Origin of the sequence: Phycicoccus sp. HDW14, assembly GCF_011383005.1 — a bacterium.
GTDB lineage: Bacteria > Actinomycetota > Actinomycetes > Actinomycetales > Dermatophilaceae > Phycicoccus.
Window position 1 is genome coordinate 1,535,244 of record NZ_CP049935.1, and the last position, 13,584, is coordinate 1,548,827.

General features: G+C 73.4%; 13 protein-coding genes and 2 pseudogenes. 3 read left to right on the forward strand and 12 right to left on the reverse strand.

The window, feature by feature from the left end; translation table 11 throughout:
- Positions 1-26: 26 nt before the first annotated feature.
- Together G7075_RS07585 and G7075_RS22635 are read right to left on the reverse strand one after the other, a co-directional pair.
- Positions 27-977, reverse strand: coding sequence for a dihydroorotate dehydrogenase (locus G7075_RS07585; protein ID WP_240917967.1), 951 nt, complete (start codon positions 975-977; stop codon positions 27-29).
- 142 nt (positions 978-1,119) lie between these two features.
- Positions 1,120-1,254 (reverse strand): annotated as a pseudogene (locus G7075_RS22635) (dihydroorotate dehydrogenase electron transfer subunit); the annotation flags it as partial.
- A gap of 97 nt (positions 1,255-1,351) precedes the next feature.
- Between G7075_RS22635 and G7075_RS21030 the strand changes: the two are divergent.
- The gene (locus G7075_RS21030) at positions 1,352-1,498 is read left to right on the forward strand and encodes a hypothetical protein (protein WP_240917968.1); all 147 of its coding nucleotides are present in this window, start codon (positions 1,352-1,354) and stop codon (positions 1,496-1,498) included.
- 358 nt (positions 1,499-1,856) lie between these two features.
- Here G7075_RS21030 and carB read toward each other — a convergent pair.
- The 5 genes and pseudogenes from carB to pyrR form a co-directional block, all read right to left on the reverse strand.
- Positions 1,857-5,185 (reverse strand): annotated as a pseudogene (gene carB, locus G7075_RS07595) (carbamoyl-phosphate synthase large subunit).
- Positions 5,185-6,348 carry a glutamine-hydrolyzing carbamoyl-phosphate synthase small subunit gene (gene carA, locus G7075_RS07600; RefSeq protein ID WP_166120558.1) on the reverse strand — a complete coding sequence of 388 codons (1,164 nt, stop codon included), beginning with the start codon at positions 6,346-6,348 and terminating at the stop codon, positions 5,185-5,187. Before carA ends, carB begins: the two are co-directional and overlap by 1 nt.
- Entirely contained in the window at positions 6,342-7,649 is a 1,308-nt protein-coding gene (locus tag G7075_RS07605) for a dihydroorotase (protein WP_166120561.1), read from the reverse strand. The genes carA and G7075_RS07605 overlap by 7 nt, the downstream gene beginning before the upstream one ends.
- Complete coding sequence (locus tag G7075_RS07610) at positions 7,646-8,590, reverse strand: aspartate carbamoyltransferase catalytic subunit (protein WP_166120564.1); 945 nt, start codon at positions 8,588-8,590, stop codon at positions 7,646-7,648. Before G7075_RS07610 ends, G7075_RS07605 begins: the two co-directional genes overlap by 4 nt.
- Positions 8,587-9,195, reverse strand: a complete 609-nt coding sequence (gene pyrR, locus G7075_RS07615; RefSeq protein ID WP_256378062.1) for a bifunctional pyr operon transcriptional regulator/uracil phosphoribosyltransferase PyrR — start codon at positions 9,193-9,195, stop codon at positions 8,587-8,589. Before pyrR ends, G7075_RS07610 begins: the two co-directional genes overlap by 4 nt.
- 134 nt (positions 9,196-9,329) lie before the next feature.
- On the opposite strand from pyrR, the gene G7075_RS07620 reads away from it, so the two are divergent.
- Entirely contained in the window at positions 9,330-10,088 is a 759-nt protein-coding gene (locus tag G7075_RS07620; protein ID WP_166120567.1) for a metallophosphoesterase, read from the forward strand.
- Between the two features lie 10 nt (positions 10,089-10,098).
- Here G7075_RS07620 and G7075_RS07625 read toward each other — a convergent pair whose 3' ends face one another.
- Positions 10,099-10,479, reverse strand: a complete 381-nt coding sequence (locus G7075_RS07625; protein ID WP_166120569.1) for a hypothetical protein — start codon at positions 10,477-10,479, stop codon at positions 10,099-10,101.
- Positions 10,480-10,599: 120 nt separating this feature from the next.
- Here G7075_RS07625 and G7075_RS07630 point away from each other — a divergent pair, with 120 nt between their 5' ends.
- Positions 10,600-10,815 carry a hypothetical protein gene (locus G7075_RS07630; protein WP_166120572.1) on the forward strand — a complete coding sequence of 72 codons (216 nt, stop codon included), beginning with the start codon at positions 10,600-10,602 and terminating at the stop codon, positions 10,813-10,815.
- Between the two features lie 34 nt (positions 10,816-10,849).
- Here the strand turns inward: G7075_RS07630 and G7075_RS07635 are convergent, their stop codons facing one another.
- The 4 genes from G7075_RS07635 to G7075_RS07650 all read right to left on the reverse strand — a co-directional run bounded on the left by G7075_RS07635 (position 10,850) and on the right by G7075_RS07650 (position 13,581).
- Positions 10,850-11,344, reverse strand: coding sequence for a GNAT family N-acetyltransferase (locus tag G7075_RS07635; RefSeq protein WP_166120575.1), 495 nt, complete (start codon positions 11,342-11,344; stop codon positions 10,850-10,852).
- A 65-nt stretch (positions 11,345-11,409) separates the two neighbouring features.
- On the reverse strand, positions 11,410-11,823 hold the full coding sequence (nusB, locus tag G7075_RS07640) for a transcription antitermination factor NusB (protein WP_166120578.1): 414 nt from the start codon (positions 11,821-11,823) through the stop codon (positions 11,410-11,412).
- Positions 11,824-11,826: 3 nt separating this feature from the next.
- Positions 11,827-12,387, reverse strand: a complete 561-nt coding sequence (gene efp, locus G7075_RS07645; RefSeq protein ID WP_166120581.1) for an elongation factor P — start codon at positions 12,385-12,387, stop codon at positions 11,827-11,829.
- Positions 12,388-12,624: 237 nt separating this feature from the next.
- Positions 12,625-13,581 (reverse strand): hypothetical protein, encoded by a 957-nt coding sequence (locus tag G7075_RS07650; RefSeq protein ID WP_166117774.1) that lies wholly within the window; start codon positions 13,579-13,581, stop codon positions 12,625-12,627.
- Positions 13,582-13,584 lie beyond the last annotated feature (3 nt).

The window sequence follows — 13,584 nt, forward strand, 5'->3', positions numbered from 1 at the left end:
CAGCCGGGTGCCGAAGGGGGTGCTCGTCACAGCGTGACCATCCTGTCGTGGGCGATGCCGACGACGTCGGCGAAGCGGGTGAAGCCGTGCCGGGCCACCTCGGCCTCGAGCTCGGTGAGGACCCGGCGCGGCGCGTGCGGGTCGTTGAAGGTCGCGGTGCCCACCTGGACGGCCGAGGCGCCGGCGGCGACCAGCTCGAGGGCGTCGGTGCCGGTGCGCACTCCCCCGACGCCGATGACCGGAGCGGTCGGGATCGTGCCCGCGCGCATGGCCGAGGTGACCTGCCAGATGGCCCGCACGGCGACCGGACGGACGGCCGGCCCGGAGAGCCCGCCCGTCGTGCCGGCCAGCTGCGGGCGGAGCAGGTCGGTGTCGATGACGATGCCGAGCAGGGTGTTGATCATCGTCAGGCCGTCGGCCCCGACCCGCAGGGCGGCGTCGGCGATGGCGACGATGTCGGTGACGTCCGGGGTGAGCTTGGCAAACACCGGCACGCCGTCGGGCACGCGCGTGCGGACGATCTGCACGACCCGCTCCGACGACACCGGGTCGCAGGCGAAGACGAGCCCGCGGTTGGCGACGTTGGGGCAGGAGATGTTGGCCTCGACCCCGACGACGCACGACCAGGCCGGCGAGGCGACGAGCCGCTGCACGACCTCGCCGAACTCCTCGGCGGTGTTGCCGGCGACCGACACGAGCACGCGGGCGCCCTGCTCGGCCAGCCACGGAAGGTCCTTGTCGCAGAACGCGTCGATGCCCGGGCCCTGGAGCCCGATGGAGTTGAGCATCCCGGAGGCGGTCTCGGCCATCCGCGGCGTGGCGCGACCCGAGCGCGGGTCCTTCATCACCGTCTTGGTGACGAAGGCGCCGAGCTCGGACACCGGGAAGAACCGGTGCAGCTCCTGGCCGTTCGCGGCGCACCCGGACGCCGTCATCACCGGGTTCGGCAGCTCGGCACCGGCGAGGGTCGTCGTCATGTCCACCATCAGTGGCCCCCGGCCTCGGGGCGCCGAGCGCGTCGTCGGGCACGCGGGTGATGCCGCCCTCGATGGCGTCCCAGCGCACCCGGTCGCCACGGAACACCGGGCCCTCGACGCAGGAGCGGACCATCCGGGTGACGCCGTCGTTGCCGGTGACCGGCATGACGCAGGTCATGCAGACCCCGATGCCGCAGGCCATCGACTCCTCGACGGCGACCTGCGCGACCGCGCCGTGCGCCTGCGCGACGTCGGTGACCGAGCGGAGCATCCCCATCGGCCCACAGGCGTAGACCACGCCGGCCGAGGTGCGGTCGACGACGTCGCCGAGCACGTCGGAGACCCAGCCCCGGCGCCCGGCCGAGCCGTCGTCGGTGGTGACGGTGACCCCGTCGGCGGTGCGCCGGGCCTCGACGACCCCGAAGAGCCGGTCCTCCGACGCCGCCCCGAGGACCATCTCGACGTGGCAGCCGCGCTCGCGCAGCGCCTCGGCGAGCCAGAACAGCGGCGCCGAACCGTAGCCGCCCCCGACGAGCACGCAGGCGACCGGCTCGGCAGGCAGCGGGAACGGCCGGCCGAGCGGCCCCACGACGTCGACCGCGTCGTGCGCGGACAGGCCGGTGAGCCACTGGGTGCCGGGGCCGTGGGCGGCGACGACGACGTCGACCGTGCCGCCGTAGGTGCCCGACGGCTTGACCTTGTGCAGCGAGAAGCAGCGGCGCAGCAGGTTCGCCGACGTCGGCCCGCCGACGGCCAGGGCGACGAACTGCCCGGGGTGGGCGAGCTCGGCGACGCCCGGCGCGACGAGGGTCAAGTGGTGGTAGGCGCCCACCCGCCGGTTGGCGATGACCTCGCCGGCGACCTGGACGACCCCTGCGCTCACGCGCCCGCCCCGATGCCGTGCAGGTTGAGCGCGGCGGTGTGGTCCTGCAGCGAGGTGACCGTGAGGTCGTCGTGCTGCACCGCCTCGATGGCCAGCACCGCGGCCGCCAGCTGCTGCACCGTCGTGATGATCGGCTTGTCCATCGCCGCGGTGGCGGCCCGGATGGCGTACCCGTCGGCGCGCGTGCTGGCGCTCGGCCCGCTCGGGCTGTTGACGACCATGGCGATCTCGCCGGCGTTGATGAGGTCGACGACCGACTGCCCGCCCTCTCCGCGCTCGGCGTGCTTGAGCACGACGTCGGCCTCGATCCCGTTGCGGTGCAGCACCTCTGCGGTGCCCGACGTCGACAGGATGCGGAAGCCGAGGTCGACGAGGCGCTTGACCGGGAAGATGATGGCGCGCTTGTCGCGGTTGGCGACCGAGACGAACACCGTTCCGCTGGTGGGCAGCCCGCTGATGGCGCCGAGCTGGCTCTTGGCGAAGGCCCGCCCGAAGTCGGTGTCGATGCCCATGACCTCGCCGGTCGAGCGCATCTCCGGGCCGAGCAGGCTGTCGACGACGAGCCCCTCGGCGGTGCGGAACCGCTTGAACGGCAGCACCGCCTCCTTGACCGAGACCGGCGACGTGGCGGGCATCCGTCCGCCGTCGGCGTGCCGGGGCAGGACGCCCTCGTCGCGCAGCTCGGCGATGGTGGCGCCGAGCATGATCCGCGCCGCGGCGTTGGCCAGGGCGACGCCGGTGGCCTTGGCGACGAACGGCACGGTGCGCGAGGCCCGCGGGTTGGCCTCGAGGACGTAGAGGATGTCCTGGGCGAGGGCGAACTGGACGTTCATCAGGCCGCGGACCCCGATCCCCTGGGCGAGCTTGAGCGTCGACTCGCGCACCCGCTCGAGCTCGGTGGCGCCGAGGGTGACCGGGGGCAGCGCGCACGAGGAGTCGCCGGAGTGGATGCCGGCCTCCTCGATGTGCTCCATGATCCCGCCGAGGTACATCTCGGTGCCGTCGTAGAGGACGTCGACGTCGATCTCGATGGCGTCGTCGAGGAAGCGGTCGACGAGCACCGGGTGCTCGGGGCTGGCGACCGTCGCCCGCTCGACGTAGCCCGTGAGCGTCTCGTCGTCGTAGACGATCTCCATGCCGCGCCCGCCGAGCACGTAGGACGGCCGGACGAGCACGGGGTAGCCGATCTCGCGCGCGATCTCGACGGCTTCCGGTGCGCTGTAGGCGGTTCCGTGCTTCGGGGCCGGCAGACCGGCCTCGTGCAGCACGCGGCCGAAGGCGCCGCGGTCCTCGGCGAGGTCGATGGCCTCGGGCGAGGTGCCGACGATGGGCACGCCCGCCGCCTTGAGCGCCTTGGCCAGCCCGAGGGGCGTCTGCCCCCGAGCTGCACGACGACGCCCGCGACCGGGCCGGCCTCGGTCTCGGCGTGCACGACCTCGAGGACGTCCTCGAGGGTCAGCGGCTCGAAGTAGAGCCGGCTGCTCGTGTCGTAGTCGGTGGAGACCGTCTCGGGGTTGCAGTTGATCATCACCGTGTCGTAGCCGGCGTCGCGCAGGGCGAAGGAGGCGTGCACGCAGGAGTAGTCGAACTCGACGCCCTGGCCGATGCGGTTCGGCCCGCTGCCGAGGATGATGACGGCGGGCCGCTCGCGCGGGGCGACCTCGGACTCCTCGTCGTACGCGCTGTAGTGGTACGGCGTGCGGGCGGCGAACTCGGCCGCGCAGGTGTCGACGGTCTTGTAGACCGGGCGCACCCCGAGCGCGTGCCGCACCCCGCGGACGACGGCCTCGGGCATCGAGCGCAGCGACGCGAGCTGGGCGTCGCTGAAGCCGTGCCGCTTGGCCAGGCGCAGCAGCGCGGGCGTCAGCTCGTCGGCGGCGGCCACCGTGGCGGCGACCTCGTTGACGAGCTCCATCTGGTCGAGGAACCACGGGTCGATGCCGGTGGCGTCGTGCACCTCCTCGACCGACAGGCCGCCCCGCAGCGCCTGCTGCACGGTGACGATCCGGCCGTCGGTGGGGCGGCGGGCGACCTCGAGCAGGGCGCGGGCCTCCTCCGTGGTGGGCCGCTCACCGGTCCAGTGGAAGCTGCTGCCCGCCTTCTCGAGGCTGCGCAGCGCCTTCTGCAGGGCCTCGGTGAAGGAGCGGCCGATGGCCATCGCCTCACCGACCGACTTCATCGTCGTCGTCAGGGTGTCGTCGGCGGCCGGGAACTTCTCGAAGGCGAAGCGCGGCACCTTGACGACGACGTAGTCGAGGGTCGGCTCGAAGGAGGCCGGGGTCTCCTGGGTGATGTCGTTCGGCACCTCGTCGAGCGTGTAGCCGATGGCCATCCGGGCCGCGATCTTCGCGATCGGGAAGCCGGTGGCCTTGGACGCCAGCGCCGAGGACCGCGAGACGCGCGGGTTCATCTCGATGACGACGACCCGGCCGTCCTCGGGGTTCACCGCGAACTGGATGTTGCAGCCGCCGGTGTCGACACCGACCCGCCGGATGATCTGGATCCCGATGTCGCGCAGCGTCTGGTACTCGCGGTCGGTGAGGGTCAGGGCCGGCGCCACGGTGATCGAGTCGCCGGTGTGCACGCCCATCGGGTCGAGGTTCTCGATCGAGCAGACGACGACGACGTTGTCGGCGTGGTCGCGCATCACCTCGAGCTCGTACTCCTTCCAGCCGAGGATCGACTCCTCGAGGAGCACCTCGTGGACCGGGCTGTACTGGAGGCCGGCCCCGGCGATGCGGCGCAGCTCCGCCTCGGTGTACGCGAAGCCCGAGCCGAGGCCGCCCATCGTGAACGAGGGGCGGACGACGACCGGGTAGCCGAGGTCCTCGGCGGCCGCGAGCACCTCGTCCATCGAGTGGCAGATGCTCGAGCGGGCCGACTCGGCCGGGAGCCCGTCGAGCTCGCGGACGGCGTCGACGACCCCCTTGAACTTCTCGCGGTCCTCGCCGAGCTGGATGGCCTCGACGTTGGCGCCGATGAGCGGGCAGTCGTACGTCTCCAGGATGCCGCGGTCGTGCAGCTCGATGGCGCAGTTGAGCGCGGTCTGGCCGCCGAGGGTCGCGAGGACGGCGTCCGGGCGCTCCTTGGCGATGATCTTCTCGACGATCTCCGGGGTGATCGGCTCGATGTACGTGGCGTCGGCGAACTCGGGGTCGGTCATGATCGTCGCCGGGTTGGAGTTGACGAGGATGACCCGGATGCCCTCCTCGCGCAGCACGCGGCAGGCCTGGGTGCCGGAGTAGTCGAACTCGCAGGCCTGGCCGATGACGATCGGGCCGGACCCGATGACCAGCACGCTCGTGATGTCGTCGCGCTTCGGCATCAGCTCACCCCCTCCGTCGTCGCGCCGGGCGTTCGACCGGACATCAGGTCGGTGAACCGGTCGAAGAGGTAGGCGGCGTCGTGCGGGCCGGCCGCGGCCTCCGGGTGGTACTGCACCGAGAAGGCGACGAGGCGGTCGCCGTCGCGGACCTCGAGGCCCTCGACGACGTCGTCGTTGAGGCAGACGTGGCTGACGCTCGCGGCGCCGAACTCGGTGGCGGTGGAGCCCTCCAGCGGCGCGTCGACGGCGAAGCCGTGGTTGTGGGCGGTGACCTCGACCTTGCCGGTGGTGCGGTCCATGACCGGCTGGTTGATGCCACGGTGCCCGTACTTCAGCTTGTAGGTGCCGAAGCCGAGGGCCTTCCCGAGGATCTGGTTGCCGAAGCAGATGCCGAAGTACGGGAGGCCGTCGCGCAGCACCCCGCGCAGCAGCTCGGCCTGGATCTCGGCGGTGGCGGGGTCACCCGGGCCGTTGGAGAAGAAGACGCCGTCGGGCTCGACCGCGCGGACCTCGTCGAGGGTGGCGGTGGCGGGCAGCACGTGCACCTCGATGCCGCGCTCGGCCATCATCCGCGGGGTGTTGCTCTTGATGCCGAGGTCGACCGCGGCGACGGTGAACCGCTTCTCCCCCACCGGCTGCACGAGGTAGGCCTCCTTCGTCGCGACCTCGGCGGCCAGCGCCGAGCCGGCCATCTCGGGAGCGCCCGTGACGCGGTGCAGCAGCTCGGGGCGGCTCATCGCCGAGACGTCGCCGGAGAAGATGCCGACCCGCATCGCACCCCGCTCGCGCAGGTGGCGGGTCAGGGCGCGGGTGTCGACGTCGCAGATGCCGACGACGCCCTGCGCGTCCAGCTCCTCCTCGAGGGACCGGTTCGAGCGCCAGCTCGACGGCCGCAGCGCGGGGTCGCGCACGACGTAGCCCGCGACCCAGATGCGCCCGGACTCGTCGTCCTCGTCGTTCCAGCCGGTGTTGCCGACGTGCGGGGCGGTCATGACGACGACCTGGCGGTGGTAGCTCGGGTCGGTGAGGGTCTCCTGGTAGCCGGTCATGCCGGTGGAGAAGACGGCCTCGCCGACGGTCTCGCCGAGGTGGCCGTAGGCGCTTCCGGTGAACGTGCGCCCGTCCTCGAGGACGAGGACGGCGGGCTCGCGGGTGGTCAGCACGGTGCAGGCTCTCCTTCCCGCGCGGTGACGTCGCCGCGCAGGATCGTCGTGTGGACGGCGCCGGTGAGGGTGCGGCCGTGCCACGGGGTGTTGCGGGACAGGGAGTGGGAGGCGTCGCGGTCGACGGTGACCGTGGCCGTGGGGTCGACGAGCACGAGGTTCGCGGGCTCGCCGGGGGCGACGGGGCGGCCGTGACCGGCCAGCCCGGCGATGCGGGCCGGGTTGGTGGACATGACGCGCGCGAGGTCGGCCATCGACATCGCGCCGCTCGCGACGAGGAGGTCGTGGACCACCCCGAAGGCGGTCTCGAGCCCGAGCATCCCGAACGCGGCGTCGACGAAGGCGTGCTCCTTGTCGTGCCGGGCGTGCGGCGCGTGGTCGGTGGCGACCGCGTCGATGGTCCCGTCGAGGAGGCCGTCACGCAGGGCCTGCTGGTCCTCGGTGGGCCGCAGCGGAGGGTTGACCTTGAAGACCGGGTCGTAGCCGGCGACCAGCTCGGTTCCGAGGGCCAGGTGGTGCGGGGTGACCTCGGCGGTCATCGCGATGCCCTGCGCCTTGGCCCAGCGCACGACGTCGAGGCCCTCGGCGGTGGACACGTGGGCGACGTGCACGCGGCTGCCGGTGTGCCGGGCGAGCATCGCGTCGCGGGCGATGACCGCGGCCTCGGCGACCGGCGGCCAGCCGGGCAGCCCGAGCCGGCCGGAGAGCTCACCCTCGTGGCAGCAGGCCTGCGAGCCGGCGAGCGCGGGGTCCTGGCTGTGCTGGCTGACGACCCCGCCGAAGGCCCGCACGTACTCCAGCGCCCGGCGCATCACCCGGGCGTCGGCGACGCACCGGCCGTCGTCGGAGAAGACCCGCACCCGGGCGCGGGAGCGGTGCATCAGGCCGAGCTCGGCGAGCTCGTGGCCGTCGAGGCCCTTGGTGACGGCCCCGACCGGGACGACGTCGACGAGGCCGGCGGCGCGGCCGAGGTCGAGGACGCGCTCGGCGGCCTCGGCGGTGTCGGTGACCGGGCTGGTGTTGGCCATCGCGAGGACGGCCGTGAACCCGCCGGCCGCGGCGGCCCGGGAGCCGGAGGCGATGGTCTCGGCGTCCTCGCGGCCCGGCTCGCGCAGGTGCGTGTGGAGGTCGACGAAGCCGGGCAGGAGGGTGAGGCCGTCGGCGTCGTGGCGGGTCAGGCCCTCGGTGTCCTCCACCCGGCCGACCTCGGTGACCAGGCCCTCACGGACGGCGACGTCGCCGGTGTGCCCGGTGCCGTCGGCGTCGTGCCACGTGACGCCGGTGAGCAGGAGGTCGCTCATGCTGCGGCCTCCTCGCCGGCGAGCAGGTGGTAGAGGACGGCCATCCGCACCGCCACCCCCGCGCTCACCTGGTCGAGGACGAGGCTCTGCGCGGCGTCGGCGGCGTCGGCGCTGATCTCGAGGCCGCGGTTCATCGGGCCCGGGTGGCAGATCACCGCCTCCGGGTTCGCGGCGGTCAGGGCGCGCAGCCGGTCACGGGTCAGGCCGAAGCCCACGGTGTACTCCCTCGGGGTCGGGAAGAAGCCGCCGCTCATCCGCTCGCGCTGGACGCGCAGCATCATCACCGCCTCCGGGCCGGACGCGAGCACGGCGTCGAGGTCGTCGGTGAGGGTCAGGCCGTCGGCGGCGGCCCAGGTGCCGATGCCGCTCGGCATGAGGGTCGGGGGGGCGACGAGCGTGACGTCGGCGCCGAGCGTGCGCAGGGTGATCGCGTTGGAGCGGAAGACCCGGCTGTGCGTGAGGTCGCCGACGATGGCGACCTTCCGGCCCTCGAGGCTGCCGAGCCGCTGCTCCATCGTGTAGGCGTCGAGGAGGGCCTGGGTCGGGTGCTCGTGCGTGCCGTCGCCGGCGTTGACGACGCTGGCGTCGACCCACTGCGAGACCTGGTGGGCGCTGCCGCTGGCCATGTGCCGGATGACGACGCAGTCGACGCTCATCGCGTCGATGGTCATCACCGTGTCGCGCAGCGACTCGCCCTTGCTCGTGCTGCTGCCCTTGCCGGTGATGTTGATCGTGTCGGCGCTCATCCACTTGCCGGCGATCTCGAAGGAGCTGCGGGTGCGCGTGGAGTCCTCGAAGAAGAGGTTGATGATCGTCCGGCCGCGCAGCGTGGGCAGCTTCTTGACGTCGCGCCGCTGCACCTCGTGCATCTCGGCGGCGGTGGCGAGCAGCATCCGGACGTCGTCGCGGGTCAGGTCGGCGCTGGAGAGCAGGTGCCTCATCGGGCGCCTCCCGGGGTCGAGGGGCGGCCGGCGCGGGTCTCGCCGGCCGCGATGGTCACCGAGTCGCCGGCCTCGTCGACGCCGCTCAGCCGCACCATGACCCGCTCGGTGTGGGCGGTGGGCAGGTTCTTGCCGACGTGGTCGGCCCGGATGGGCAGCTCGCGGTGGCCCCGGTCGACGAGCACCGCGAGACGCACGGCGCGCGGTCGCCCGAGGTCGGCGACGGCGTCGAGCGCGGCCCGGATGGTGCGCCCCGAGTACAGGACGTCGTCGACGAGGACGACGACCTGGTCGTCGACGCCCGTCGCCGGGATGCGGGTGCGCAGCGGCGCCCGGGTCGGCTGGGTGCGCAGGTCGTCGCGGAACATCGTGATGTCGAGCTCGCCGACCGGCACGTCGGCGCCCTCGACGTCGTGCAGGAGGGCGGCGAGGCGGCGGGCCAGCTCGACGCCGCGGGTCGGGATGCCGAGCAGGAGGAGGTCGTCGGCGCCCTTGTTGCGCTCGACGATCTCGTGGGCGATGCGGCGCAGGGCCCGGGAGACGTCGGTCTCGCTCATCACGGTGCGGGGGGCACCGGCCGGGGGCAGCGTGTCGTCGGCGCGCACAGGCGCAGACCTCCTTCCCTGCCTCACGGGACAGGTCGTTAAAGGACGTCGATCGCCGATCACTCTACGGGGTCGCTCGCGGTCGGTCGCACAGGTGCCCACGACCCGGGACCGTGTCGCCGTAGGGTCGGTGGATGAGTGCTGCCGAGGTCGGGTCCGTCGCCCTGCTGTCCGACACCCACGGCGTGCTGCCGGTGCTCGAGGCCGTGCTCGCCGAGCCCGACGTGCGGGCCGCCGACCTCGTCGTCGTCACCGGCGACCTGGTGTCGGGGCCGATGCCCGTCGAGACGCTCGATGCGCTGAGCGCGCTCGGCGACCGGGTGCTGCTCGTGCGCGGCAACGCCGACCGCGAGGTCGTCGGGGTGACCCGCGGAGAGGCCTGCGAGTACCCGGAGTCGGTCTCCGCGGCCGCGGCGCTGCGGCCGGACCAGGTGGCGCTGCTGGCCGGCCTGCCCCATCCCGTCGTGCGGCCGGTGGCGGGGTTCGGCGAGGTGCTGTTCTGCCACGGCAGCCCGCGCGACGACGACGAGGTGGTGCTCGTCGACACCCGGCTCGAGCGCTGGGCCGAGGCGTTCGCCGACGTGCCGTCGACGGTGGGCACCGTCTGCTGCGGCCACACCCACATGCCCTTCGTCCGGCTCGTCGACCGCCGGCTCGTCGTCAACCCGGGGAGCATCGGGATGCCGTACGGACGGGTCGGCGGTGCGTGGGCGCTGCTGCGCGACGGTCAGGTGTCGTTGCGGCACACCGAGATCGATGTCGACGCGGTGTGCGCACGCATCGAGGCGGAGTCGACATACCCCGACGCCCGGGCCTGGGTCGACGAGTACGTGCGGGGTGAGCACTCGGACGCCGTGGCGCTCACGGTGTTCGGTCCGCGCGACGGGCGCTGAGGGCCGGGGCTCAGTCCGGGAGGCCGGCCGCGGGGCGGAAGCCCGAGCACAGGACGCGCAGGTGCGAGATGCGGTCGTCGTGCGTGCGGTAGTACGCCTGCTGCTCGGCGGTGAAGTCGCCGTCCGGGGTGCGCAGGGCCATCCGGTACGAGACGCGCAGGGTGTCCTCGACGGGGGCACCGGTCGTGACGTCGAGCAGCGCCCGGACCTCGTCGGCCTCCTCGAACCATGACCCGAAGAGCACCTCGACGAGCGCGTCGGGCCCGGTGCCCTCCCACGCGCGGCCCGGCGTCAGGCCCCGGAAGTCGACGTCGTCGGCCACGAGCTCGCGGACCGCGGCGGCGTCCTTGGCGGCGATCGCCTGCGCCAGGCGTGGGCCGAGGGTGCTCATCGGCCCAGTGCACCACGCGACGGGGGGCGGTGGCCAGACGAGCGCCGGCCCGTCGGCGTCGCCGACCATCCGGGTCGTGAGACACATAACCTGTGCCTATGCATCGTGTAACACACTGTGATGCACGCAGCGCGCGCCCGACCGCCGAAGGAGGCCTTCCGTGACCACGACGAGCATCCCCACCGGTGCCGAGACCTGCCCCGAGGCCGACGTGGCGGGCTCCCCGGCCACCAGCCGCTCTTCCCGCCGGCCGACGCCGACGCCGAGACCTACCGCCGCTGGCTGGCCGCCTCGCCGTGGCCGGAGGTCGTGTTCGCGAGCGCCGGGGCGCGCTGACCGTCGGTCGCTCGGTCGGTCGGTCCCTCGGACCTCAGCGCAGGTCGAGGTGCATGGCGATGCGCCGGCCGTGGCGGGGCAGGTCCATCCGGTCCTCCGCGACGAGGAGTCCGGCGTGCCACGCCGGGTCCGCGACCTCGACCCATCCGTGGCGGGCGTACCAGGGCCCGTTCCACGGCACGTCGGCGTAGGTCCGCAGGGTCAGCTCGAGGCCGCCCCGGCGCCGCACCTCGGCGGCCACCGCGTCGAGCAGGGCCGCGCCGTGGCCCCGTCGCTGGCGCACCGGGTCCACCGAGAGCTGCTCGAGGTGCCAGTGTCCCGCGAGGTGCAGCACGTGCGCGAACCCCACGACCTCCTCGTCCTCGGTGGCCACGAGCAGGAAGCCGGGTTGGGCGGCGCGCTCCTCGCCGGAGTCGGCCGGCGGCCAGTCGAGGTCCCCGAAGCGCTCGGCGAACTGCGCGTCGCCGGTGTCCTCGAGGGGTCCGAGCAGCGGCAGGTCGGCGGGGACGGCGGGTCGGACGGTGGTCATCGCCCGAGGGTGACGCGCCGGGACGCCGGCGGCAACCGGGTATCGGTGGTGACCGCGCCGCGGCGTCAGGCCAGGGTCGGCTTGACCTCGGCGAGGCGGGCGAGCAGCCCGTTGACGAAGCGTGGGCTGTCGTCGGTGGACAGCTCGGTGGCCAGCGACACCCACTCGCTGATGGCGACGGCCTCGGGGACGTCCGGGGAGTGCAGCACCTCGAAGGCCCCGAGCCGCAGGATGGCGCGGTCGACGGCGGGCATCCGCTGGAGGGTCCAGCCCTGGGAGTAGGTGGTGATCAGCTCGTCGAGCTGGTCGCGGTGCTCGCCGACGCCGGTGACGAGGTCGGCGGTCAGCTCGGCGAGGGCGTGCTCGGTGACGGGCTTCGCGAGCCGCTCACGCAGCAGGTCCGCGGGGTCGACGCCGCGCTGCTCGGCCTCGAACAGCAGGTCGAGGGCGCGCTTGCGGGCCTTGGTGCGGGCGGCCACGGGTCAGCTGACCCGACCGAGGTAGGAGCCGTCGCGGGTGTCGACCTTGATCTTGGTGCCGGTCTCGAGGAAGAGCGGCACGGCAATCTCGGCGCCGGTCTCGAGGGTGGCCGGCTTGGTGCCGCCGGTGGAGCGGTCGCCCTGCAGGCCGGGCTCGGTGTAGGTGATCTCGAGGATGACCGAGGCGGGGAGCTCGATGTAGAGGACGGCGTCGTCGTGGCGGGCCACGATGGCGTCCTGGTTCTCGAGCAGGTACTTCGCGGCGTCGCCGACGACCTCGGGGCTCACCGGGAGCTGGTCGTAGGTGTCGCCGTCCATGAAGATGAAGTCGGTGCCGTCGTTGTACAGGTACTGCATCGTCCGCTTGTCGACGTTGGCCGTCTCGACCTTGACGCCGGCGTTGAACGTCTTGTCGACGACCTTGCCGGAGAGGACGTTCTTCAGCTTCGTGCGCACGAAGGCCGGGCCCTTGCCGGGCTTGACGTGCTGGAACTCCACGACGGACCACAGCTGGCCGTCGATGTTGAGCACGAGGCCGTTCTTCAGGTCGTTGGTCGATGCCACGTCGCTGGTGTCGCTTTCGGGTCGGTGGGCGCGCACCCGCCGGTGGGCGCGCGTCAGCCCCGCGGGGGGCTGGGGATCAGCCGACATCGTACCGCCACGCCGGGCCCCCTCCCGACCCCGACTCCCCTCCCCCGGTCCGGTTCGCCGGCTCTGGCCCGGTTCGCCGCCTCGGGTCCGGTTCGCCGGATGGCGGCGACTTCTCACCGCCATCCGGAACATCGGACCAGAGCCGGGTCGTCAGGCCGCGGGTGGATGGCCCAGGTCGAGCCAGATCGGCCGCGGCTGCGGGTGCACCCCCTGCTCGCCGAGGATGCGCACCAGGCGCCACTCCTGCTCGACGTCCCGCCAGACCCACCGGGCCAGGCGGGCCCGTCGGCGGATGCGGTCCTCGCGCAGCTTCTCGGCCCAGAGGACCCGCTCGGCGGCCTCGGGGTCAGCGCCCTCCGGGACCGCGTACTTGCGGCGGCCGTCGAACTCGCCGACGACACCGTCCCAGCCGAAGTCACCGTGCCCGAAGGCACCGTCGTCGTCCTCGAGGGGCACCTGCAGCTGCGGCCGCGGCAGGCCGAGCTGGAACATCCGCGCCCGGGAGAAGCTCTCGCCGGCCGACATCGAGTCGCCGTCGGCCAGCGCCGCGACGAGGCGGGCGGCCGGTCGGCCCCTGACCCTCGGTGCCACGGCCACCGCTGCCTCGTCCAGCTCGGCCGCCGTGCACAGACCGTGGCGCAGCGCGTGGTCGGCGGCGCACAGGGCGTACTCGAGCGAGCAGGTCCGGGCGAGGTCGATGACGGTGCGCGCCGGCCCGGTCACCCTCACGCCCGCGAGCGTCACGGGCTCGGCCGGCGCTCCGACGTGGACCCGGATGCAGCGCGAACCGCGGGTGCGCGGCCCGGTGGCGAGCACGGTGACGTGCCGGGGCCAGGGCCCGATCCGGGGCAGCCCCCACACGGCGGCCGCCGACTCCAGGGCGTAGACGTGCCGCCCCGGCTCGTGGCACCCGAGGTCGGTGGCGTGGACGAGCGCGGCGTGCTGCTGCTCCGGCGTCAGGGCCTGCCACGCGGATCGCTCGACCCAGGCGTTGTAGCGGACGTGGTGCCATCCGCCGCGGCCCGGATCGACGCCGAGCGCCCGAAGCACCCGGGTCGACCGCAGGAGCAGCGGGTCGAACGGGGTCGGGGCGGGGTCGCCGAGCATCCC